The sequence below is a fragment of the Legionella stuttgartensis genome (assembly GCF_977063405.2).
In genome coordinates, this window is record NZ_CDRUHA020000060.1 from 112,219 (window position 1) to 133,533 (window position 21,315).

Here is a 21,315-nt window from a genome sequence, read left to right on the forward strand (position 1 = left end):
AATTGAATTCAAACCAATTGGCGATTGGTGTATTTGACTCAGGGATGGGCGGCTTAACTGTTTTACGTGCATTGCGGGAGGGGCTACCGCAAGAATCGTTTATCTATTTGGGGGATACCGCTCGACTTCCTTATGGAACTAAAAGTCCAGATACGGTAAAACAATATGCCATGCAAATGGCAAAATTGCTGGTTGAGCGGAGGATTAAGGCTTTAGTCATTGCTTGTAATACCGCCACTACAGCCGCATTACCGTATTTACAGGAAATGCTACCTGGTATGCCAGTGCTTGGTGTGGTTGCACCAGGTGCTGCGGCAGCAGTAGCGGCAACTGAAAACAAGCGTATTATTGTTTTAGCTACTGAAACAACAATTGCATCCAATGCATACCAACAGTTAATTACCCACCATTTACCTCAAGCAATAATTAATACGCGTGCATGCAGCGTTTTAGTTGCTTTAGCAGAAGAAGGCATGGTGAACAATCAAGTAGCGCGCGAAGCATTAAAACATTACTTGGATGGTTTTACCAATGAAGATACGGTGCTCCTTGGATGTACCCATTTCCCTGTATTTAAGTCTTTGCTGAGTGACTTGTTACCTAAAGGGGTTACTATAGTGGATTCAGCACATGCCACTGCACATGCTCTGTATCAGTTGCTCGAAAAGCAGGATTTATTGAATGATGTTCCTTCTTTGAGCCGTTCCGTAAATTATTTAGTAACGGATTCAGTGAAGCGCTTCCAAATTGTGGGCGAGATATTTTTAGGCGATCGGTTGTTCTCTGAGGACATTGAGCTTGTGGATGTTAAATCCTAAATATAATTTCTACGTACGCTGAAATTCATTTAAGAACTGTAGTTCCCGCGCAAGCGGGAACCATTCCTGATAAAGAACAGAGTAGTTCCAGCATAAATTCTCGCTTGCGCGGGAAAATTTGTAAGCTTAAGGCAGAATCCGGCGGATTGAGAGTGCAGTTACTCTTCTTTAGGAGGGCGGCTCATTAAGTTCTGTACCACTTGTTTGGGACTAATTTTCCCTTGCAAAAGGGCGTTAATTTGCTCGCAAATAGGCATTTCTACATGATGCTGTTTGGCAAGGAAGCAGACTTGAGAAGCATTATATTTACCTTCTACAACTTGGCCAATTTGCTTTTCTGCATCGTTGATGCTGATATTTTGTCCGAGGAGTAAGCCGAAGCGACGGTTTCTAGATTGATCATCAGTGCAGGTTAAGACCAAATCCCCTACGCCAGCTAAGCCAAGAAAAGTTTCTGCACGTGCTCCCAAAGCCAGTCCCAGACGCTCCATTTCTGCGAGTCCGCGGGTAATTAATGCGGCTTTGGCATTTGCACCATAACCTAAACCGTCACTGATGCCGCAGCCAATAGCCAAAACATTTTTAATCGCACCACAAATTTGTACGCCGATCAGATCATCACTCAAGTACACACGAAGGTTATCGTGATGAAGTAACTCACGAACATTTTTTTGGTATTCTGAGTCATTAGAGGCTAAAGTCACTGCCGTAGGTAAGAAATGGGCTACTTCTTTGGCGAATGATGGACCTGAAATAATTGCCTTGGGAAAAGTAGGGCCAAAAGTTTGACCCACTAAATCACTTAATAATTGATGGCTTTGTGGATCAATACCCTTAGTCAGCCAAGCTAATCCTTGAGGTGGTATTTTTATTTTGCCGATAATTTCTGCAAAAGCATGAGAAGGCACTGCAATAATAACGTAATGGGCTTCATTCACACACTGATCAAAATCGGTTGAAGGCTCTAATGTTTTAGGGAAATCAATATCAGGTAGATAGCGCGGGTTTGTTTTTTTCTCCGTCATAAGAGCAACTTGCTGCGGATCATGGCTCCACAACAAAACACGATGTCCCACTTTGGCGAGGTGAATTGCTACAGCCGTTCCCCAAGATCCAGCACCTAATATGGTAATGTTTTTTTGGTTCATTTTATGCTCTTAAAAAGGAGTGTATTGGTAGTGGGATCAAGCGAAGTGACCCGGTTGAAAAACAGATTCTTATACTAACCCCCGGGTTAGGGCTTTGCCTGTACCCGGGCTCAATACTTTAGTATGTACTTGTATTTTTTAAGCTTGACCTTCTTTTTGTTTTTCGGCAACTTGTTGCATGTATAAAGCATCAAAATTAATAGGTGCCAATACTAATTGTGGGAAACTGCCACGAATTACTTGAGAAGTAATTGCTTCACGAGCGTAAGGGAATAAAATGTTGGGGCAGAAGCTGTTTAACAAATGATCCAATTGATTTGTAGGAGCACCTTGAATGGTGAAAATCCCCGCTTGTTTCACTTCTACAAGAAATGCAGTAGCTTTTTGATTGCTCACGGTGGTAGTTACAGTTAATACTACTTCATAAACACCCTCTTCCAATTTGGTGTTGGAAGTATTGATTTCGAGATTCAGCTCTGGTTCCCATTGTTGTTGAAACACAGCAGGTGTATTAGGCGTTTCAAAAGATAAATCTTTGGTATAAATTCTTTGAATCATGAATTGAGTTTCATTTTGGTTTTGTGCTGGGTTTGCTTGTTCGCTCATGATATTGCTATCCTCTTAGTAATTGATCGAGTGTTCCCTGGGCATCCAGGGCATATAAATCATCGCAGCCACCGACATGCTGGCCATTAATAAAAATTTGCGGGACGGTACGTCTGCCGCTTTTTGCTATCATTTCATCACGTAATTCTGGTTGTAAATCAATACGAATGTCAGTAAATGAGGCACCTTTATATTGTAATAATTCCCTGGCTTTGACACAGTAGGGGCAATAACCTGTACTGTACATAATTATTTCAGCCATGATCTTATTTTCCTTTAACTAAGGGTAATTCTGCATTTTGCCAGGCAGTAACTCCGCCGCTAAGTACATGGGGTTGGTACCCTTGGGCGCGAATTTTATTAGCAAGAGCTTGCGCTTCCATAGGCCGTGAAGCAATGAGGATAATGGGCGTATTTTTATACTTATCCATTTTTTGCTGTTCAAAATCTTCACTTTTTGCATTGATCGCATCAATAATATGTCCTTGTTTAAAGGCATCTTTGTCACGCAAATCGATGACTATAGCATTCTCATTATTGATCAAATCAACAGCAGCCTGAGGAGTGAGTTCTTTTGCTTTCTTTTTCTGGGTAATTAACTCATTGATAAATATAAGTGATAAAACCACGATAAGTGCAAGCCATAATTGCCAATGATTTATGATAAATTGACCTAAATGTTCCATGTTCTCTCTTGATATTTTATTAATGTAGCGAATTATCCCCAGAATAAGGCATGAACGCAAGTAACGGAACTATATAAATGTAGCCTGGGTTTGTCTCTTGATCCTATCTGTGCCCACACTCTGCCGATTGTCCGCGAGACGCAGTTATTTCTGTTTTTTAAGTAGTACATAAACTGCCCCATTTCCGCCGTCTTTGGGCAAGGCACTATGAAAGGCTAAAACTTCATCTAATTGGGGCAACCAACGATTGAGTAAATTTTTAATTACTGGTGGTGCACCGAGGTTGCCTCCTTTGCCGTGAATAATTAGTAGACATCTTTTGCCATTCTCGGCCTGAGTTTGAATGAACTGACACAGGGTGTCTCGGGCTTTTTCACTTTTTAAGCCATGTAAATCCAAGCGGGCTTCCCAAGGTATTTGTCCATTTCGTAATGCCTTAAGACGTTGGTTAGAAATACTTGATTGCGAATAGGAGAGTTTTGTTTCAGAAAGTACTGTATCCACAATCATATCGGACAAGTAATATTCCTTTTTTGGTGGTATTACTGAGGGTTTGTCTTTTTTATTTGGAATTGAAGGCTTAGGTTCCGAGGTTTTTACCCGTTTGGTTTTTTCATTCAATGGTTTTACCGAGCGCATATGTTCGCGAAACAGGTCTTTGTCTTCATCGGATAAAAAATCATCAGCCATTTTTTACTAGAAAGGATTAAGTAATAATTGAAGTATAACTCAGGTGTAGTGCTGCTTGTACCTTTGATTTGAATGCAGTGGGTGTAACCAGGGTCTAATTCTGATACTTAAATAAAACTGAATTGTACTTAGGCTACATTTGTTGATTAACATAGGGTACAATTTGTACTTTTTCTGGATGAGAATCGAAATCCCATGAGCAATTATATACTTAAAGAAACGGAAGAATTAAACACCATTTTGGATTTTTTACGTTTTAGTGTGTCCTGTGCAAGTGATGCACATTTGTATTATGGTCACGGCACTGATAATGCTTGGGATGATATGCATTCATTGATTCTGAGAAGTTTGTCTTTGCCTTACGATTTAGAATCAAATTGGCTTAATGCACGCTTAACCACCAGTGAGAAAAAACATTTACATCAGCAATTAGAAAAGCGTATTAATCAACGGGTACCCGTACCCTATTTAATTAAAGAAGCTTATTTTTGTGATATTCCATTTTATGTGGATGAACGTGTTCTTATTCCTCGTTCACCTATAGCTGAACTCATCAAAAATGAGTTTTCTCCCTGGGTCGACCCTGATAAAGTGCATCGTATTTTAGATTTATGCACAGGTAGCGGATGCATTGCAATTGCATGTTGCTATGCTTTTTCTGAAGCTCAGGTTGATGCCGTTGATATTTCCAGTGAAGCACTTGCGGTTGCTGCGATTAATCGCGAACAGCTCGGTGTGGAAGAACAACTCAATTTAATTGAATCAGATTGTTTCTCTAAAGTGCCCAAGGTAGGCTATGATTTAATAGTCAGCAATCCTCCATATGTAGGCAAGGAAGAGATGCAAACTTTACCAGACGAATTTCGTCATGAGCCTGTGCTGGCGTTGGAAACGAGTAATAACGGATTGGCCATTGTTGAAACAATTCTTCATAACGCCCATGATTATTTAAATGACGAGGGTATTCTTATTGTAGAAGTAGGCAATAGTGAAGCAGCTTTATGTGAGGCTTATCCTCATGTTCCTTTTACTTGGCTTGAAATGAGTTATGGTGGACATGGCATATTTTTATTAACGAAGCAGCAACTAAAAGAGTACTTTAATGTCCGGTAATACATTTGGAACTTTATTTACAGTAACAACTTTTGGTGAAAGCCATGGCCCGGCTATTGGCTGTGTGGTTGATGGTTGTCCACCAGGATTACTGTTAAAAGAAGAAGACATCCAACCCTTTTTGGACAAACGCAAACCAGGACAATCCAAATATACAACACAACGTCGAGAAGAGGATAAAGTACAGATCCTGTCTGGTGTTTTCGAAGGCAAAACGACAGGGGCACCTATCGCTCTGTTGATTCAGAATACGGATCAACGTTCGCGAGATTATGAAGAAATTAAAAATTTATTTCGTCCTGGGCATGCAGATTTTACCTATCATCATAAATATGGTCATCGCGATTATCGTGGAGGGGGGCGCTCTTCAGCACGAGAGACCGCAGCACGTGTAGCGGCTGGCGCGATTGCTCGCTTGTATTTGCAGCGTCATTTAAACCTGGAAATTGTGGGATATTTGCAGCAAATGGGTGATCTGGTTTTGCACTTTGCTGATGAATCAGAGATTAATAATAATTCTTTTTTCTGTCCTAATAATACTCAAATTCAGGAACTTGCTGATGCGATTGAGCATTTAAGAAAACAAGGGGATTCTGTAGGCGCTCGCGTAAATGTCATTGCTAAAAACGTGCCTATAGGATTGGGAGACCCTGTATTCGACAAACTGGATGCTACATTAGCTTATGCTATGATGTCTATTAATGCAGTTAAAGGTGTTGAAGTAGGTGCAGGATTTGCAGCTGTGAATCAGTTGGGTTCTGTGCATCGTGATCAAATGTCTCACCAAGGGTTTCTTAGCAATCATGCGGGAGGAATTTTGGGTGGTATTTCTACCGGACAGAATATAGAAGTTAGTATTGCATTAAAGCCTACTTCGAGTATTACTACTCCAGGAAAAACGCTCAATGTTTCTGGTGATGAAGTAACCGTAGTAACTAAAGGGCGACATGATCCTTGCGTGGGAATTAGAGCGGTGCCTATCGCTGAAGCAATGATGGCTTTAGTTTTAATGGATCATTATTTGAGATATAAGGCGTTAATTCCTAATTCATAATTGGAAAATGCCAAGAACTCTCGCCCTAACCTTCTCCCATCAATGGGAGAGGTGATTGTACGAATTAGTAATCCCTTCTCTCCTTTGGAGAGAAGGGGCCCGAAAGGGCGGATGTGGGGCTACTATACTATCCTATCCTCACCCAACCCTCTTCAATTAATGGGAGAGGGGATGGTATGAAGTGAGTACGCATTAATAGGTCTTGAGAATACAGAAGAGGTCAAAAATGAGCAGAGAATTAAATGTAGCCATAGTTGGAGTCACTGGTGCGGTTGGCGAAACGTTTTTAAGCGTATTGGAAGAGCGAAAGTTTCCAATAAAGACTCTTTATCCATTAGCTAGTTCTCGTTCAGTTGGCAAAACGGTAACATTTAAAAACAGGCAATTGGATGTTTTGGATCTCGCTGAATTTGATTTTAGCAAAGCAGATATTGCTTTATTTTCAGCAGGTGGGTCGGTCTCTAAAGAATATGCGCCTAAGGCTGCAGCAAGTGGCTGTGTGGTTGTTGATAATAGCTCTTGTTTTCGTTATGAAGACGATATTCCTCTAGTGGTTCCAGAAGTTAATGCACACCGTATTGCTGAATATAAAAATAGAGGTATTATTGCCAACCCTAATTGCTCTACCATCCAAATGGTCGTTGCTCTAAAGCCTTTGTATGATGCTGTAGGAATTACACGCATTAATGTTGCGACCTATCAATCTGTTTCTGGAACCGGAAAGAAAGCTATTAGTGAATTGGTTTCACAAGTAGGCGACCTCTTAAATGGCAGACCTGCTAATGTCAACGTTTATCCGCAGCAGATCGCTTTTAATGCAATTCCGCATATCGATCAGTTTGAAGAAAATGGTTATACCCGTGAAGAAATGAAAATGGTGTGGGAAACACGTAAAATAATGGAAGATGACAGCATTATGGTTAATCCTACTGCAGTTAGAGTGCCTGTCATTTATGGGCATTCCGAAGCCATTCATTTAGAACTAAAAAAACCTTTAACGGCCGAAAAAGCACGGCAAATTCTTTCTAAAGCGCCTGGCGTTAAAGTGGTTGATAACGTAGGTAAAACAAGTTATCCGACTGCAATAAAAAATGCGGTTGGTAAAGATGAAGTATTTGTTGGGCGAATCCGCGAAGACATTTCACATCCAAATGGATTAAATTTATGGGTTGTTGCAGATAACATTCGTAAAGGTGCGGCGTCTAATGCAGTGCAAATTGCTGAAATTTTGCAACGAGAATATTTATAGTTCAGTGATTTTTCGGTACCTTCTCTCTTTGTGAGAGAAGGAGCTTTATCATACCACCATAGTATTTTGATCGAACAGATCGCTAAAAAAATCCTCCTACTTTTTATAACCTAAGTTATACTTTGATTAATACGATTGGATTTTTGAAAATATGCTAAATGAATATTATTTAACTGATGATATTGAAGAGCCTGTTCTTGCGAGCAGCATTTTATCTTATGCTACTCCTAGTGTTTCTAGTAAACGTTTCAATGAATTAAAAACAGGACAAATTGCCTGGGAGGCAAAACTGGATCTTTCTGATTTATCATCAGAGGGAGCTCGTAACGCTTTGTTGCAGTTTATCCAAAAACAGATAAAGCAGCATAAACATTGCTTACTCATAACTCATGGTACCGTAAGTTCTAGAAATACTCCGCCAGTATTAAAGAATTTAATCAATCACTGGTTGCCGCAAATTAAAGAGGTTACTGCTTTTCATAGTGCCCTGCCCAAAGATGGAGGCATTGGTGCCGTATATGTTTTACTAAGAACAGCACTGGATTTGCCCGTACCCACTCGTATAGAAAAAAGTACTTCTTTTTTGGTTGCAGAAACCAAGTCAATGGAACGACAGAGGCGTTTGGCCGAACAGCAGGGCGAGCGACGAATAGCGTTAGTGAAAGCACGCGAACATTCTGATTATGAAGCTGCGCCTGGTCCTGAGGGGGAATTGCAAAATAATATTTTACAACATCCTGCGTTAGACAGTCAGCGTTATGATGGAGTTGACTCTCCGTTAAACCCTGAGCCACCTTTAAATACTGATGCCCGACGTGAGTATGATAATGAACTACGCAATCAGGAGCAAGAAAAGCAATTGCGTTTAGGTAACATGCCCAAATTTAACAACACACCTAAACCTAGAGGTCCTTATTAATGACTATTGCAAGTGACATAATCAGCCATCGAATGCCTGATTTTGAAGCTTATCTTCGAGCAGGGGAATCGTTGGATGATATTGATGAATATGGTTTTACACCCTTAATTGAGTGTGCGATTACACGTCAAATCGAAATTGCCGAACAGTTAATTGCTCGAAAGGTTGATGTCAATAAAGGAGATGTGACCGGACGAACTCCTTTACATTGGGCTGTTGATAATAATGATGTTGCATTGGCGCAGTTGCTTTTAGAGCACGGCGCAGATCCCAATGCGTATACGCGCAATGGGCTTTCCATATTGGTTTATCCTGTATTACGTAATCAAGATACGCTCAAACATTTACTCTATCAATATGGAGCGAAGCTCGATTTTGCCCTTGATTTTATTAATGCCAAACTAGTAGGACATCGTTTTGAACTACAAGGTGATGTAGATATAGTTAATGCCAAAGGTGAGTTTATTGAACTGGACTATGAAGGGTTCATTCTTGAGTTTACAGTTGCAGTAATAAGAGATGCTTTAAGACGCTTTATCAATAGTTATTCAACACGCCATTTACGTGAATATTTTTCATTAGCTCATGTGATTATTGATGCGTTTTCGCTGGCAGAAGAGCTGTTACAATATCAACATTTGCCTTTTCTTAGTGAACAACACATGCAAAGGCTAGATGATTTATTAAAAGTACCTATGTTAATTCTACCAGCGGCAAGTCGAGGGCATGCCATGGGCTTTATTCGCTTTGGCCAATGGTGGGCTAAAATTGATCGCGGCGAAAACAGCCTTCAGGAAGGAAGCGTTAATATCTATAAAATTACTCGTCCTGAAGCGCTAAATGCTCATTTTTTACAAAATTTTCTTTATAAAAAACAAGCCAGAAATTTTTTCCATCAGAAAATCAACCATCAATTAGGCTTGGTACCCGTGGCAAAGATTCCCATTAGTTCGCAAATTAGTGGCAATTGTTCTTGGGCTAATATACAAGCCATTGTAGCAGTTGCTTATGCCATTCAAGGATTGGAAAAAAACAGTTTTTTAAATTCAGATCCTGCTATGACCTTTTATAATGAATGGGTCGCATGGGATAAGGAACGAGCTATAGATGAATGCATCCAGCGTTTTTATTTGGCTAATCCGGTGCGTAAAGCGAGTATTGCGGCAATGTTAGGGGGTGTTTTATTCCAAGCATTCAATTATGAAAACGAGCGACACTTAGAGATGGCGGAAAAAATACTTAAAATTTTAACCCAGCCGGATTATGAATATATTTTGAAAAGTTATCTTGAAGAATACTGCATCAAGCGACTCACTAAAAAAGGCAACAATTTGCTTAAAATCCTCGATGATTGCGGCATTAATCCTAATATTGGGATCAATCCTATTGCTACAGGTTTATGATTTCGCAATTTGAAGCGAACCACGAGTAACCCGTAAGGAGCAAAGCGGATAACGGGGTTTCTCAATTCATGATAAGAACTTCCATAGACAGGAACTCCCGTATTGATTGAGTACATATTGCAAGTTCCTGCGCTCTTCTTATTGTGCTTATTTTTTAAGCTATAATCAAAAGAGTAAAAACAATAATATCCTGATAAGGAGATCACTATGTTAAAGTGGGCGCTCATATTTTTGGTAATCGCCATCGTTGCGGGATTATTTGGTTTTCGTGGTATTGCGTCTACAGCTGCCAGGATCGCTAAAGTACTTTTCTTTTTATTTATAATTATTTTCCTGACTCTTTTAATTCTGGCTATATTTGGAACGGCATCTCTTACTGCAGTACCGTAAAACGCATTTATGCGATAACCTTCTCCCTAGGGGGAGAAGGGCGAACTCAATTATTGATTCGATATAAATAGGAGGTGTTATGCTAGAGAGGCAATATCAATAACAAAACGATAACGGACATCGCTTTTCAAGACGCGTTCATAGGCTTCATTAACTTGTTGGATAGGAATTAATTCAATATCAGATACGATGTTGTGTTTACCACAGAAATCGAGCATTTCCTGAGTTTCCTTAATGCCTCCAATCATTGATCCAGCAAGGTTTTTGCGTTGAGCAATCAGGGGAAATGGATTAATCGGGACAGACTCTTCCGGAATACCAACAACGACCATAGTGCCATCACGTTTGAGTAGTTTGATGTAATCATCCCAATTAATATTGGCGGAAACCGTACAGATAATGAGATCAAAATAGCTTTTTAACTTTTGAAAAGTGTTGGAATCTGAAGTAGCAAAAAAATGGTCGGCCCCCATACGTTTACCATCTTCTTCTTTACTCCGTGAATGACTTAATACACTTACTTCGGCACCCATTGCATGAGCCAGTTTGACTCCCATATGCCCAAGTCCTCCCAAGCCTAAAATAGCGACGCGTTTTCCAGGGCCAATATGCCAGTGTCTCAGTGGCGAGTAGAGCGTTATTCCGGCACAAAGTAGTGGTGCTGCTGCATCCATAGGTAAGTTTTCTGGAATTCTTAGAATATAATTTTCATCAACTACGATTTTGGTCGAATAGCCCCCTTGAGCTAGGTTATTGCTATTGGGCTCATAATTGTTATAGGTTAAAGTTATTCCTCCTTCGCAATACTGCTCTAATCCTTCATGACAGCTTTCGCATCGTCGGCAAGAATCAACAAAACACCCCACACCCACATGGTCTCCTACTTTAAATTTACTGACGGAGGACCCTACTTGACTGACTATGCCAATAATTTCATGACCAGGAACCATTGGGAATAAAGACCCCCCCCATTCATCTTTCACCTGATGAATATCTGAATGACAAATACCACAATAATGGATATCGATTAGTACATCATTTTTTCCAACATCACGACGACTAAATGAATAAGGGGCAAGTGGTGCTTTTCCTTTTTGAGCTGCATAGCCTTTTACAGGTATCATTAAAACTCTCCTTGTTGTGTCAAATCGGGGGAAGCTAAACTTTTGCAGACAGTGCTGCAAAATCTGTAGCACTATTAAAGAGTTTATGACTTATGCTGCCTAATGTATACCAGCACAAGAAAAATCTAGATTGTAACTCCTGTATTGAGTGATGACACGAAGTTAAGAGTGTTTTTCTATAATTTATCTGGAATGATCTTTTAGATATTCTTAAGTGCTTATTTAAAACAAAGTTCTGGATACCGCGCATAAAGCGCGGTACGTAGAGTGAGACAGCATACAGTATGTAGGTGAAAACTCTCTGGGATACGTCGAAGAAGCTGGTATGGGGGAATAAGCTTAACCTCGTGTCATTCCTAAATGGGGAATTTCTTTATCTAGTTCAGCAAAAATACCACCTTTAGAAAGAAGCTTATCTTCAAAGGTTTCTAATTGTTTGAGGGAGTCTGTTTTAGTATTAAAAAACGTTCCTATATACCCCTGTTCAGAATAAATTTCTGTCAATAGTCCTGGAACAAAAGTTAAACCAGCTATAATTCCACCTATTGTTTTTATACAAACAATGATTGATTTCAATATAGGATTCAATTCGTTATACCATTTGGCCCAACCGCGAAATTTGGCAAACTCGTCTTTTGCACCTTTTATGGCGTTTTCACACGTTGTCTTGAACTCGTTAAGACTGTTTTGTGACATAGGATTATTGAAAAAATTAGTACCTGCATTACCCAAGGAAGTGCGTAATAATTGGGCAATAGGTGCTACCATTGAGTAATTTGGGTCAAATCTAAAATTATCAAAAGTGTACTGCTCATCGGAAAGGGTAGATTCATAGGTTTTCGTTCCTTTATCAATCAGCTCATACAATTTATAATTGAGCATATGCAGCAACTGATTAAACCTATGTTCTTCTCTTGTAATAGCCAGCATGGCTGAAAATTTTCTTTTTACTTCAGGTAAGGTCTGTTGAATCAAAGCTGGATCAAAATGCTCCGTTAAATGGGTATTAACTTTTTCAACTAAGCGGTCTGTTAGAACGGAGAGATTATTATCAGCAATTTTATAAAGCTTAAGTTTTTTTCTCAGTAATAGAAGTGATTCTAAATCAAGTTCTAATAAGTTACCGGCTGCCACAAACAAAGAAGAGGATTTGATTGCATCTTCAATATTTTCGTCTGGAAGAATAACCGCATACAGTGTCCTATAAGTATTATAACAATGATGTTCACTATCAAAAGTACTCTCTGGATATTTATGTTCAATCCCTCTAACAATTTGAATAAAACGTGTTTGTTCTTCTTCGCTAAATGAAGGCTTTTTAAAATTAACAGTAAGGCCGAACTCCAGAGATGAATGCTTTTTACCATCTTGAAAACGAATATTACTTGTATGGCCTGCACGAAAAACACATTTCAGAGGTTGACCTTGTAACGGATGTAATGCACCTGCTGATTCGAGCACCATGTATTCAATGATATCCGTTTGATGTAGTTGCTGGTCTTCGTAAAGAAAACCGGATTGGCTAAGGTGGTTCGCAATAAGTTTATATAAAGACATCATTTTTAAAAATGAATAAAAAAGTTGGGGAACTCTAACATATCTTGCAGAGAGTTACATTATATTTTTATTAATTATCATGTGCTTAACTCATTTTCTGGGATTATCAGGCAAATTAGAATTTAGAGGTGAGGAGATAGAAAGTGAAACTCGTTTTTTTGGTAATGATTTCCCGGGTTAGGGCTTATCCTTCACCCGGGCGACATTGTTTAACTTTATTCCTTTATTGCTGGTTCTCTTTTTTTATTGCTTTCTCCTTTGGCAGCATTGGCCTTGATATTTCCTTGCTGTTGCTGACCCGTTTTTCTACGATTCTGGTTTGAAGGAGAACTGTTGCCTGTATTGGCTCGCTGTTGTTGATTACCGCTAGGCCGACGTCGTCGGTTTTGCGATCTTCTATCCCCGGAGCTTCTAGACGATTTTGCTTGAGGTTGATTACGGCCTGGCATTTTCTTAGCTTGACTTTGCGGCACTGCAGCTGAAGAGTCTGTATGTCCACCAAATAAGCTTGACCATAAACGTTTGATGAAACTGTTTTGGCCACTTTTTGCGGGTTGATGTTCCGTAAATGGCTTGACTGCAGGTTCATCACGTAAAGAAGCTTCTGTCTCACTCGCAGCAACGTGTAATTCAGGCTGTTGAATTAAAGAATAACTGGGCTTTTTAGACTTGCCTACATTATCCTCTTTAAGGCGCGTGATCGTATACTGTGGTAAGTGCATATAAGGATTAGCGATAATGATTACTGAAACGCCATGTCTTTTTTCAATGTCCTTAATGAAATTACGCTTCTCATTTATGATGAACGTTGCCATTTCTGCAGGAAGTTGTACTTGTATCTCAGCTGTCTTTTCCTTTAATGCTTCTTCTTCGATAAGACGTGTAATGGAGAGTCCATGAGACTGAATGTTACGAACAGTACCCCGTCCTTCACAACGTGGGCAAACTTCTTGAGCGCTTTCACCTAATGATAATCTTAGGCGTTGACGAGACATTTCTAATAGACCAAAGCGAGAAATACGTCCAACCTGAATCCGAGCTCTATCTGCTTGTAACGCTTCTTTCAAGCGATTTTCCACGTCACGTTGATTCTTACTGGAACTCATATCGATAAAATCGATAACGACCAGACCACCCAAATCACGTAGACGTAATTGACGTGCAATTTCATCAGCTGCTTCAATATTAGTATTGAAGGCAGTTGCTTCGATATCTGCTCCACCTGTTGCTTTGGCTGAGTTCACATCAATTGAAACCAGAGCTTCGGTGCGGTCAATCACTAAAGCACCTCCAGAAGGCAACATCACTTGACGTTGATATGCCGTTTCTATTTGGCTTTCAATTTGATAGAAATTAAACAAGGGGACACTGCTGTTGTAAAGCTTCAAATTAGGTAAGAATTCAGGCTTCACTCGCTCAATATATTGTTTGGCTTTAATATAGGAAATCTGATCATCAATGATGATTTCGCTGATTGACTTGCGTAAGTTATCCCGAATGGAACGAATGATGACATCACCTTCTTGGTGAATCAAGCAAGGAGCAAGTTCTGTGTTATAAGCCTGTTTGATTGATTGCCATTGATTGCATAGCATATCCAGGTCATCTTGCAACTCTTCTTGGCTTTTGCCAACGCCAGCTGTGCGGATGATAAGTCCCATATCTTCTGGAAGAGTCAATGCGTTAAGTGTTTCACGTAATTCATCACGCTCTTCTCCCTCGATGCGTCTGGAGATACCGCCAGAGCGAGGATTGTTTGGCATTAGAACTAAATAGCAACCTGCTAAGGTGATATAGGTGGTGAGTGCGGCACCTTTGCTACCACGCTCTTCTTTATCTACTTGAACTAATAATTCCTGGCCTTCACGAATTAATGAAGTAATTGGTGGCTTTTCATCGCCAAAATCTTCAGGATTTCTGCTTAAATATTCAGGTGCAATTTCTTTAAGTGGCAAGAAACCTTGACGTTTAGAGCCGTATTCTACAAAAACGGCATCGAGACTTGGCTCCCGTCGGGTAACGGTTGCTTTATAAATATTACCCTTTTTCTTCACTTCACCAGGACATTCAATATCCAGGTCAAATAAATAACGATCTTTAATAAGTGCAACACGAACTTCTTCAGTTTGCATCGCATTGATTAACATTTTTTCCATCTATTACCCCATATTAGGGCGCCGTCATTTAAGTTCAGATAGTATAAGGCTCAAAATACCTCAGAGGTTCAATTGGATATACTGACATTTCTACGTTTTGGGTGGAGATCTGGATTTTCTGTGCTACGATGCACACATTTGTATGCTTTGTTGCAATATTTGAAAACCCTGGAGTTTCACCGCAAGAAGGTAATGGGTCAGTAGCACCTGGAATTGAACGATAAGCGATGTGATCTTTAAGCGAACCCATGGCCTTGTAAACAGACTTTACGCAGGTTCCCTGTTCAATAGACCTCTTTTGAAACGCTACTGCAGAGGAGAACGGCGTCGTCGGTACGGTGCTCGAATCTTCGTGTACTGAGGAGTACGCTCCGGTCCGGTGCTTCGTTTTCCCGAGCAAGTGTCTCCCTGCAGCGAGTTTCGAAAGAGGTCTAAGGATAGGTGCATGCTCTGAAATATACTGGTTACAAATCAAACGGGTTGAAATATGAAGCCAAAGGCGTGCGAAAGCCCTGAAATAATTCGTAATCGGTATAAAGCATGTCTGGCATGCGTAGGTTTCTGTCAAAAATATGCTCAATTTATCTCTGGCATTGGGTCGCTTCCTTATATCTGCTTAAATGGAAGCGCTATTTCTTATGTAACTATAATTTAACAAGTAAATCACTCATTTAGGGTGGGTCAAGACCCAATTTCCTTAATGTTCAGCATATACTTAAAGTAAATAGTCACGCTTTTTTTATTTAAATGCGTTATAATTCGGTTGCATGGAAATTTTCCCACGCTACAGGCGATCATACCAAAAAAATCACGCCCAGCAAACAGGTTTATTGACAATGAGTGAAGTTAGTTATAAAGAAATCAGTAATGAAGAAGAAGGACAACGTCTAGATAATTACCTGATTCGTATTTTGAAAGGTGTTCCTAAAAGCCATATCTATAGAATTATTCGTGGTGGTGAGGTTCGAGTTAATAAAAAAAGAGCACAAGCTAATTCAAGATTGTATGCGGGCGATAGTGTTCGTATTCCTCCAATTCGCCTGTCAGAATCAAAAGAGGTGTTTGTAGGTGATGCCTTGGCAAAACGGCTAAATGAATGCATTATTTTTGAAGATTCTTGTTTCTTGGTTCTTAATAAGCCGGCAGGTATCGCTGTTCATGGTGGAAGTGGTTTGAGTCTGGGTGTGATCGAAGCATTGAGAAAAACAAGACAAGATTTAGCTTATTTAGAATTGATTCATCGTCTTGATAAAGAAACTTCAGGTTGTCTTTTATTAGCCAAAAAAAGGAGTACTTTAAGAGCAATGCATGCATTACTTGAGTCACGTGAGGTACAAAAGACTTATTGGGCATTACTGACCCATCGCTGGGAAGGTAAAAAGCAAGTGACTGTTCGTGCCGCACTTGAAAAAAATATTTTAAAATCAGGTGAACGTATTGTTTCGGTTAAAGAAGAAGGGAAAGCTTCAGAAACAGGATTTAAGCTTCTGGAAAACTATCAGCAGGCCTGTTGGGTTGAGGCTAGTCCTAAAACTGGACGCACACATCAGATTCGTGTGCATAGCGCCCATTTAGGACATGTTATCGTTGGCGATAAAAAATATGGATCACTTGCAGGAGAAATAGAAGGGATAGATAATCAGCATCATCGTCTTTTTTTACATGCGCGATCCATTCAATTTGAATTGAATGGTACAAGGCATTTGTTTCAAGCTGATGCAGATAACCATTTTTCTACCGCACTAAAACAGTTACGTGCGAGGAGCGTAGTGAGCAATGAGCAATCCATATGATTTAGTAGTATTTGACTGGGAAGGTACTATTGCGGATACTTTAGGAATCGTTTTACATATAGTTGCTACAGAAGCGAATTTGCTGGGATTTGGTAATTTTGATCCTTACCAGGCGAGAAAATATGTTGAGTTGGGTTTAGTACAAGCTTTGCGGAAAACATATCCCCATTTGACGACAACACAACATCAACAGTTATTACAGGCTGTACAATTAGCGATGCATTCTCGATCAACTGATGTATGTCTGATGCCTGGAGTGCGTGAACTGATCTATAAATTGCATGAGGCTAAGATAACACTGGCGATTGCAACCAATAAGGGACAACAATCCTTGTTGCGCGCCTTGCAGACTACGGGTCTTGATAAGATATTTAAAATAACCCGCTCTGCAGGACAGGTTCCCGCTAAACCTTGTCCACAAATGTTGGAAGAAATTATTGAAGAGCACGGTGGGACTGCAGCTACCACGTTAATGATAGGCGATTCGCTTACTGATATGGAAATGGCAAAAGGTGTTCAAGTTACTGCGGTAGGAATAGATATTTATCATCAACAAGAAGAGGCTGCACTTAGGGCTGCCGGTGCAGTGGTTGTATTTGATGATTATGAACAAATAGCAAATTTTTTAAATTTATCGAAGAGTAGTTAAACACATACAGTTGTCTGTAGTCGGGGTGAGGAAATAAAGTAACGAGCCAGAATTCGTAAGCTCAAATTCGCTGAGGCTATATTTTATTTTTGGACTACTCAAAGGATGGGGGTTGCTTTATTTCGTCTTATGTAAAGGGAGTATCAAGCGTTGAGTACATTAACCAGTTTGCCAAATTTATTAACTTTACTGCGTATCGTTTTGATACCAGTATTTGTTATTGTATTTTATTTACCGTTTTCTTTCGCACATATGCTGGCGGCATGCATTTTTGCTGCAGCAAGCTTTACTGATTGGTTGGATGGATATTTGGCGCGTAAGCTCAAAATGATGTCTCCTTTTGGTGCTTTTCTTGATCCTGTCGCCGACAAGTTACTGGTCTCTACGAGTTTATTGTTGTTAGTAGGAGCTAAAGAAATTAATTATATTACTATTCCGGCGATTGTGATTGTGGGCCGTGAAATTGTTATTTCAGCGTTACGGGAGTGGATGGCTGAAATTGGTCGACGTGCAAGTGTTACCGTAGGATATGTGGGAAAGATAAAAACTTTTCTGCAAATGATCGCTTTGATTTTATTATTAGCATTTAATTCCTTAGACACTTGGGGAGGAATTTTTGGTTTTGTCCTTCTTTATGTGGCAGCTATTTTAACGATTTGGTCGATGATTATTTACTTGGCCATTGCATGGCCAGAATTAACGAAAAAAAATTAATTTTATTATTGACAGGGTGTTAAATTTCGGTAGAATCACACCCCGTAGAGACGCGGGAATAGCTCAGTTGGTAGAGCACAACCTTGCCAAGGTTGGGGTCGCGAGTTCGAGTCTCGTTTCCCGCTCCAAATTAAAGCGACAAAAAAAGTCGCTTTTTTTTTAGAGCTTAAAGAAGAAGTATTAATGAGGCTGTGTGGCAGAGTGGTCATGCAGCGGCCTGCAAAGCCGTGGACGCCGGTTCGATTCCGGCCTCAGCCTCCAAAATCAAATGCCCAGGTGGCGAAACAGGTAGACGCAAGGGACTTAAAATCCCTCGGAGGAAACTCCATGCCGGTTCGATTCCGGCCCTGGGCACCAATCACCAATCATTCTGAAGCAAATAAGATCAAAGCAAGAATTGCAAAGACCATACCCAATCCATGTTTTAATGTTAATCCTTGTTTAAGAAACACAACGCTGAGTAGTAGTGTGATCATAGGATACATTGAGGTGACAAGTACCACCGGCATCGTAGGCCCATTACGTAGCGCCAAAATGAAAAAAATGCAGGCAATACCACTGGCTAAACCATTCAATAGCCCATAGGTGCTTCCTTTAGGACAAAGATCCAATTTAAAATCAAGTAATACCAATGCGATGATGCCGGAAATTAATACGCCTATGCTTGAATAAAAAGTGATGGATAGAGGATTAATAAAACTTGATGCTCTTGTACCCCAATATCCCCAGGCACCATAAAGAAACAAAGCAATGAGCGAGGGGTAGTACCAAGAGCTAGGATTCATACAAATTACCTTACCTGTGAGCAGGTTTTACATATTAGTGATATAGGATAACTGGTAGTTTATAAAAATAATACTACCGAGTATCTCCTTGGAGCCCGAGTTACAATTTTTATTTAACCAGGAATGGATCTTTGTGCAACTGTTGCTTGATCGGACTGAAGATCCAGCTCACTTTGCCGTTCTAGCCATTCAATTAATCGAGGACGGAATGTCTTAAAAAATAAATAGAAACGATTGGATGAACGAATCTTAGCTCCTTCATCACGTTGATACAAAGACATCACTTCTTCTGATGTGGTTAATTTTAAATTTAAGGCAATTTTATCTGCATGGAAGGCGATATCAGTCAAAACCCTATTCGTTAATTTGAAAAAATCCTCGATAATTTCACGACCTTCTATTTTAAAATCATTCAGAGTAAATTGATGTTTTGCAAAATAGTCACATTTTTTGCCATTGGCTGCTTTTAATTCTTCTTTGGCACCGGCGGCAATCAGATCTCTACTTAAATCATCAAAGTGGTAAAATTTGGCCCAATGAAGTGCCGTCATTCCTTGAGAGTCGGTGTGATTTACTGTACAACCTAATTCACGCATTTTTTTCAATATATGTTTTGCCGCTTCTTTATCTGCCAGTTTGCATGCCAATAATAGCGCTGTATTTTCATAAGAAGTTGCTAAAAGAAAATTTGAATTGCTTAAACTCAATGCCTGTTGCAGCTTAAATGGAGCGCGTTCAATAATAGCCTGATGTAAGGGAGTATTTGTGGGGACTTCATCATCATAACTGGCTTTGTCATGCAGAGACAGTTGGCAATATAGATTTAAATTTTTTAATGTTTCTTGATAATCCAAGGATTGCAGTTCGTTAAGATAAATAGCAAAAAAATTTTTAACCGCGTTTTCTTGATGTAATAAAGGTAAGGTGTGTTCTAAAATATTAAGATTCAGCAAACCATTATCCCGTAAATAACTCAGATGGGATTGAAGATTCTCGATACTGGTTTTATATCTTAGCTGAGGCAACATGGGTTCTATTAGTTCTTTTTGTAATAAACCCAATTTGTAGATGAATTTAAAAAAAGTGCTAAGAGCGAGAAGATCTTCCACTGAAGGATTGGCCTCTATTAATAATTCTGCTAGCAACGGAATTAATTTGTGAGGAAGGCATTTACAAAGCCCAAACAAATCAAAAATTAAATACCACTCACTGTATTCTTCCATAGATGCAGGCTCAGAATATCCTCTATCCATAGCAAAACGAACCGGAGCAATGCGGCTTAGTTCAGTATAACGAACAAGCTTGTCTTTTTGCGCTAAAAAACTAATGAGGTCATAAATCTTATCATCCTCTTTAGGTGCGAACCTCATTGCGTGTACTAGAGCTGTTCGTGTTTCCAAGTTTGTATTTTTATCAGTAAATACACGTAGGGCCAGAATTGGATCAGAAAAACGTTTTGCTTTAATAAAAGAAACAAGATGAATGAATTCAGTGAGTTGTTCAAGAGCGCCTCCAGATGGAGTTGAGCTAAGTTCTTCACCTAACATAGCATCGACCTCATCAAGATGCACATCGGGTTTATTAACTAAAGCAGTGATTTTATCGCTAAAGAGGATTTTTCTTACATTCCTTTCGGAGGCCATAATATTCCTTCTGTTAAAATTAGATTTTTTGCACCATCGAGGTTTTGTTATCCAACTCCGATAAGCGTAGTAGCAGTAGATAATATTAATTGAGGAAGCGTGCATTTTGCAATCATCATTGTCAATTTTTTGACTGAATGCTTTTTACGAAACCTGATGAAACAACTAAGAGTGAAGGATATTGCTTTATTTGGATACCATACATACTTTTTAATAGATCCAAGTTCATTGTTGAAGGAGGTAACTCGTTGATTTATTATCGGCCATTTGGTCGTTCATGGGACGAGATTCATCCGATCAAACAGGCAGTATGGCGTGTCGTCAAGGAGCTATCACCGCAGGGGGCTGGTAAAGAAGATCCAGATAATCCAGGGGTATTTAATTTATCTCTTCGACCCATAGATCTTCAATCTAAAGTCTTAAACTCAAACCGTCTATTCTCCACCAAACTCAATCCCAAAACGGAACCCTCAGTAAGGAGAGCTCAAAGTCGGCCTTAAGACGTAACCTGTTGCTTCATACTAATGAGCCCAAATTTGGGCTTCGTTCTACTGGATGAATGATTATGTAGGGCTTACATTGACAGTTAAAGACAAAGAGCATGTTTTTTAATTAGTTCGAAGCTTGTTGTTGAAGTAAAACCTCAATCCTAGACCATCATTGTCATTTTGCCCTCGAAGAGCCCTTATTTCGGGCTCATTTATATGAGTGTCCAGTGGAGTTAGGGGGCATCTTCATCTTATTCTTGTTCATAGAATCAATTCAAATTTCGCGTTTCTCGGTAAAATATCCACAAATTCTGTGGATAACTGTGTGAG

The 21,315-nt window shown here is 39.7% G+C and carries 21 protein-coding genes and 3 tRNA genes; 14 read left to right on the plus strand and 10 right to left on the minus strand.

Going from position 1 to position 21,315, the window contains the following annotated elements; all coding sequences use genetic code 11:
- The first annotated feature begins 2 nt into the window (after nucleotides 1-2).
- The gene (murI, locus tag ACWTEW_RS19830) at nucleotides 3-818 is read left to right on the plus strand and encodes a glutamate racemase (protein WP_454780234.1); all 816 of its coding nucleotides are present in this window, start codon (nucleotides 3-5) and stop codon (nucleotides 816-818) included.
- A gap of 158 nt (nucleotides 819-976) precedes the next feature.
- Here the strand turns inward: murI and ACWTEW_RS19835 are convergent, their stop codons facing one another.
- From ACWTEW_RS19835 to ACWTEW_RS19855, 5 genes are all read right to left on the minus strand, one after another.
- The gene (locus ACWTEW_RS19835) at nucleotides 977-1,966 is read right to left on the minus strand and encodes an NAD(P)H-dependent glycerol-3-phosphate dehydrogenase (RefSeq protein WP_454780235.1); all 990 of its coding nucleotides are present in this window, start codon (nucleotides 1,964-1,966) and stop codon (nucleotides 977-979) included.
- Between the two features lie 138 nt (nucleotides 1,967-2,104).
- Nucleotides 2,105-2,572, minus strand: a complete 468-nt coding sequence (gene secB, locus ACWTEW_RS19840) for a protein-export chaperone SecB (RefSeq protein ID WP_454780236.1) — start codon at nucleotides 2,570-2,572, stop codon at nucleotides 2,105-2,107.
- Between the two features lie 7 nt (nucleotides 2,573-2,579).
- A complete protein-coding gene (gene grxC, locus ACWTEW_RS19845; protein WP_454780237.1) occupies nucleotides 2,580-2,834 on the minus strand; it encodes a glutaredoxin 3 in 255 nt (84 codons plus the stop codon).
- A 4-nt stretch (nucleotides 2,835-2,838) separates the two neighbouring features.
- Nucleotides 2,839-3,258 carry a rhodanese-like domain-containing protein gene (locus ACWTEW_RS19850; RefSeq protein WP_454780238.1) on the minus strand — a complete coding sequence of 140 codons (420 nt, stop codon included), beginning with the start codon at nucleotides 3,256-3,258 and terminating at the stop codon, nucleotides 2,839-2,841.
- Between the two features lie 144 nt (nucleotides 3,259-3,402).
- Complete coding sequence (locus ACWTEW_RS19855) at nucleotides 3,403-3,948, minus strand: Smr/MutS family protein (RefSeq protein ID WP_454780239.1); 546 nt, start codon at nucleotides 3,946-3,948, stop codon at nucleotides 3,403-3,405.
- A 195-nt stretch (nucleotides 3,949-4,143) separates the two neighbouring features.
- Between ACWTEW_RS19855 and prmB the strand changes: the two genes are divergently transcribed.
- The 6 genes from prmB to ACWTEW_RS19885 all read left to right on the plus strand — a co-directional run bounded on the left by prmB (nucleotide 4,144) and on the right by ACWTEW_RS19885 (nucleotide 10,076).
- Nucleotides 4,144-5,061 (plus strand): 50S ribosomal protein L3 N(5)-glutamine methyltransferase, encoded by a 918-nt coding sequence (gene prmB / locus ACWTEW_RS19860; protein ID WP_454780240.1) that lies wholly within the window; start codon nucleotides 4,144-4,146, stop codon nucleotides 5,059-5,061.
- Nucleotides 5,051-6,115, plus strand: coding sequence for a chorismate synthase (aroC, locus tag ACWTEW_RS19865; RefSeq protein ID WP_454780241.1), 1,065 nt, complete (start codon nucleotides 5,051-5,053; stop codon nucleotides 6,113-6,115). Before prmB ends, aroC begins: the two co-directional genes overlap by 11 nt.
- Before the next feature lie 226 nt (nucleotides 6,116-6,341).
- Entirely contained in the window at nucleotides 6,342-7,364 is a 1,023-nt protein-coding gene (locus tag ACWTEW_RS19870; protein WP_454780242.1) for an aspartate-semialdehyde dehydrogenase, read from the plus strand.
- 151 nt (nucleotides 7,365-7,515) lie between these two features.
- Nucleotides 7,516-8,283, plus strand: a complete 768-nt coding sequence (locus ACWTEW_RS19875) for a Smr/MutS family protein (protein WP_454780243.1) — start codon at nucleotides 7,516-7,518, stop codon at nucleotides 8,281-8,283.
- Entirely contained in the window at nucleotides 8,283-9,686 is a 1,404-nt protein-coding gene (gene ankH, locus ACWTEW_RS19880) for a Dot/Icm T4SS effector AnkH/LegA3 (RefSeq protein ID WP_454780244.1), read from the plus strand. The genes ACWTEW_RS19875 and ankH overlap by 1 nt, the downstream gene beginning before the upstream one ends.
- 207 nt (nucleotides 9,687-9,893) lie before the next feature.
- The gene (locus ACWTEW_RS19885; protein ID WP_454780245.1) at nucleotides 9,894-10,076 is read left to right on the plus strand and encodes a DUF1328 domain-containing protein; all 183 of its coding nucleotides are present in this window, start codon (nucleotides 9,894-9,896) and stop codon (nucleotides 10,074-10,076) included.
- 77 nt (nucleotides 10,077-10,153) lie between these two features.
- Here the strand turns inward: ACWTEW_RS19885 and ACWTEW_RS19890 are convergent, their stop codons facing one another.
- The 3 genes from ACWTEW_RS19890 to ACWTEW_RS19900 all read right to left on the minus strand — a co-directional run bounded on the left by ACWTEW_RS19890 (nucleotide 10,154) and on the right by ACWTEW_RS19900 (nucleotide 14,913).
- The gene (locus ACWTEW_RS19890) at nucleotides 10,154-11,200 is read right to left on the minus strand and encodes an NAD(P)-dependent alcohol dehydrogenase (RefSeq protein WP_454780246.1); all 1,047 of its coding nucleotides are present in this window, start codon (nucleotides 11,198-11,200) and stop codon (nucleotides 10,154-10,156) included.
- A gap of 339 nt (nucleotides 11,201-11,539) precedes the next feature.
- Nucleotides 11,540-12,760 (minus strand): hypothetical protein, encoded by a 1,221-nt coding sequence (locus ACWTEW_RS19895; RefSeq protein WP_454780247.1) that lies wholly within the window; start codon nucleotides 12,758-12,760, stop codon nucleotides 11,540-11,542.
- Between the two features lie 212 nt (nucleotides 12,761-12,972).
- Nucleotides 12,973-14,913 (minus strand): Rne/Rng family ribonuclease, encoded by a 1,941-nt coding sequence (locus tag ACWTEW_RS19900; RefSeq protein WP_454780248.1) that lies wholly within the window; start codon nucleotides 14,911-14,913, stop codon nucleotides 12,973-12,975.
- An 836-nt stretch (nucleotides 14,914-15,749) separates the two neighbouring features.
- Between ACWTEW_RS19900 and ACWTEW_RS19905 the strand changes: the two genes are divergently transcribed.
- The 6 genes from ACWTEW_RS19905 (at nucleotide 15,750) to ACWTEW_RS19930 (ending at nucleotide 18,426) form a co-directional block, all read left to right on the plus strand.
- On the plus strand, nucleotides 15,750-16,706 hold the full coding sequence (locus tag ACWTEW_RS19905) for an RluA family pseudouridine synthase (protein WP_454780249.1): 957 nt from the start codon (nucleotides 15,750-15,752) through the stop codon (nucleotides 16,704-16,706).
- Entirely contained in the window at nucleotides 16,690-17,355 is a 666-nt protein-coding gene (locus ACWTEW_RS19910; protein WP_454780250.1) for an HAD family hydrolase, read from the plus strand. The genes ACWTEW_RS19905 and ACWTEW_RS19910 overlap by 17 nt, the downstream gene beginning before the upstream one ends.
- A gap of 150 nt (nucleotides 17,356-17,505) precedes the next feature.
- Nucleotides 17,506-18,069 (plus strand): CDP-diacylglycerol--glycerol-3-phosphate 3-phosphatidyltransferase, encoded by a 564-nt coding sequence (gene pgsA, locus ACWTEW_RS19915; RefSeq protein ID WP_454780251.1) that lies wholly within the window; start codon nucleotides 17,506-17,508, stop codon nucleotides 18,067-18,069.
- 52 nt (nucleotides 18,070-18,121) lie between these two features.
- Nucleotides 18,122-18,197, plus strand: a tRNA-Gly gene (locus ACWTEW_RS19920).
- A 59-nt stretch (nucleotides 18,198-18,256) separates the two neighbouring features.
- Nucleotides 18,257-18,330 (plus strand) — tRNA-Cys (locus ACWTEW_RS19925).
- A gap of 9 nt (nucleotides 18,331-18,339) precedes the next feature.
- A tRNA-Leu gene (locus ACWTEW_RS19930) sits at nucleotides 18,340-18,426 on the plus strand.
- An 8-nt stretch (nucleotides 18,427-18,434) separates the two neighbouring features.
- Here the strand turns inward: ACWTEW_RS19930 and ACWTEW_RS19935 are convergent.
- Complete coding sequence (locus tag ACWTEW_RS19935; RefSeq protein ID WP_454780252.1) at nucleotides 18,435-18,854, minus strand: EamA family transporter; 420 nt, start codon at nucleotides 18,852-18,854, stop codon at nucleotides 18,435-18,437.
- Between the two features lie 113 nt (nucleotides 18,855-18,967).
- Nucleotides 18,968-20,497 carry a Dot/Icm T4SS effector AnkQ/LegA10 gene (gene ankQ / locus ACWTEW_RS19940; RefSeq protein ID WP_454780253.1) on the minus strand — a complete coding sequence of 510 codons (1,530 nt, stop codon included), beginning with the start codon at nucleotides 20,495-20,497 and terminating at the stop codon, nucleotides 18,968-18,970.
- Nucleotides 20,498-20,745: 248 nt separating this feature from the next.
- Here ankQ and ACWTEW_RS19945 point away from each other — a divergent pair, with 248 nt between their 5' ends.
- The gene (locus ACWTEW_RS19945; RefSeq protein WP_454780254.1) at nucleotides 20,746-20,997 is read left to right on the plus strand and encodes a hypothetical protein; all 252 of its coding nucleotides are present in this window, start codon (nucleotides 20,746-20,748) and stop codon (nucleotides 20,995-20,997) included.
- Nucleotides 20,998-21,315: the final 318 nt, after the last annotated feature.

Coding starts and splice junctions, on each gene's coding strand:
- ACWTEW_RS19895 (WP_454780247.1), bottom strand. CDS start 12,760: ATGATGTCTTTATATAAACTTATTGCGAACCACCTTAGCCAATCCGGT.
- ACWTEW_RS19900 (WP_454780248.1), bottom strand. CDS start 14,913: ATGGAAAAAATGTTAATCAATGCGATGCAAACTGAAGAAGTTCGTGTT.
- ACWTEW_RS19910 (WP_454780250.1), top strand. CDS start 16,690: ATGAGCAATCCATATGATTTAGTAGTATTTGACTGGGAAGGTACTATT.
- prmB (WP_454780240.1), top strand. CDS start 4,144: ATGAGCAATTATATACTTAAAGAAACGGAAGAATTAAACACCATTTTG.
- ACWTEW_RS19870 (WP_454780242.1), top strand. CDS start 6,342: ATGAGCAGAGAATTAAATGTAGCCATAGTTGGAGTCACTGGTGCGGTT.
- ACWTEW_RS19855 (WP_454780239.1), bottom strand. CDS start 3,948: ATGGCTGATGATTTTTTATCCGATGAAGACAAAGACCTGTTTCGCGAA.
- ACWTEW_RS19850 (WP_454780238.1), bottom strand. CDS start 3,258: ATGGAACATTTAGGTCAATTTATCATAAATCATTGGCAATTATGGCTT.
- ACWTEW_RS19890 (WP_454780246.1), bottom strand. CDS start 11,200: ATGATACCTGTAAAAGGCTATGCAGCTCAAAAAGGAAAAGCACCACTT.
- grxC (WP_454780237.1), bottom strand. CDS start 2,834: ATGGCTGAAATAATTATGTACAGTACAGGTTATTGCCCCTACTGTGTC.
- ACWTEW_RS19905 (WP_454780249.1), top strand. CDS start 15,750: ATGAGTGAAGTTAGTTATAAAGAAATCAGTAATGAAGAAGAAGGACAA.
- ankQ (WP_454780253.1), bottom strand. CDS start 20,497: ATGGCCTCCGAAAGGAATGTAAGAAAAATCCTCTTTAGCGATAAAATC.
- aroC (WP_454780241.1), top strand. CDS start 5,051: ATGTCCGGTAATACATTTGGAACTTTATTTACAGTAACAACTTTTGGT.
- secB (WP_454780236.1), bottom strand. CDS start 2,572: ATGAGCGAACAAGCAAACCCAGCACAAAACCAAAATGAAACTCAATTC.
- ACWTEW_RS19935 (WP_454780252.1), bottom strand. CDS start 18,854: ATGAATCCTAGCTCTTGGTACTACCCCTCGCTCATTGCTTTGTTTCTT.
- ACWTEW_RS19875 (WP_454780243.1), top strand. CDS start 7,516: ATGCTAAATGAATATTATTTAACTGATGATATTGAAGAGCCTGTTCTT.
- ACWTEW_RS19835 (WP_454780235.1), bottom strand. CDS start 1,966: ATGAACCAAAAAAACATTACCATATTAGGTGCTGGATCTTGGGGAACG.
- ACWTEW_RS19885 (WP_454780245.1), top strand. CDS start 9,894: ATGTTAAAGTGGGCGCTCATATTTTTGGTAATCGCCATCGTTGCGGGA.
- ankH (WP_454780244.1), top strand. CDS start 8,283: ATGACTATTGCAAGTGACATAATCAGCCATCGAATGCCTGATTTTGAA.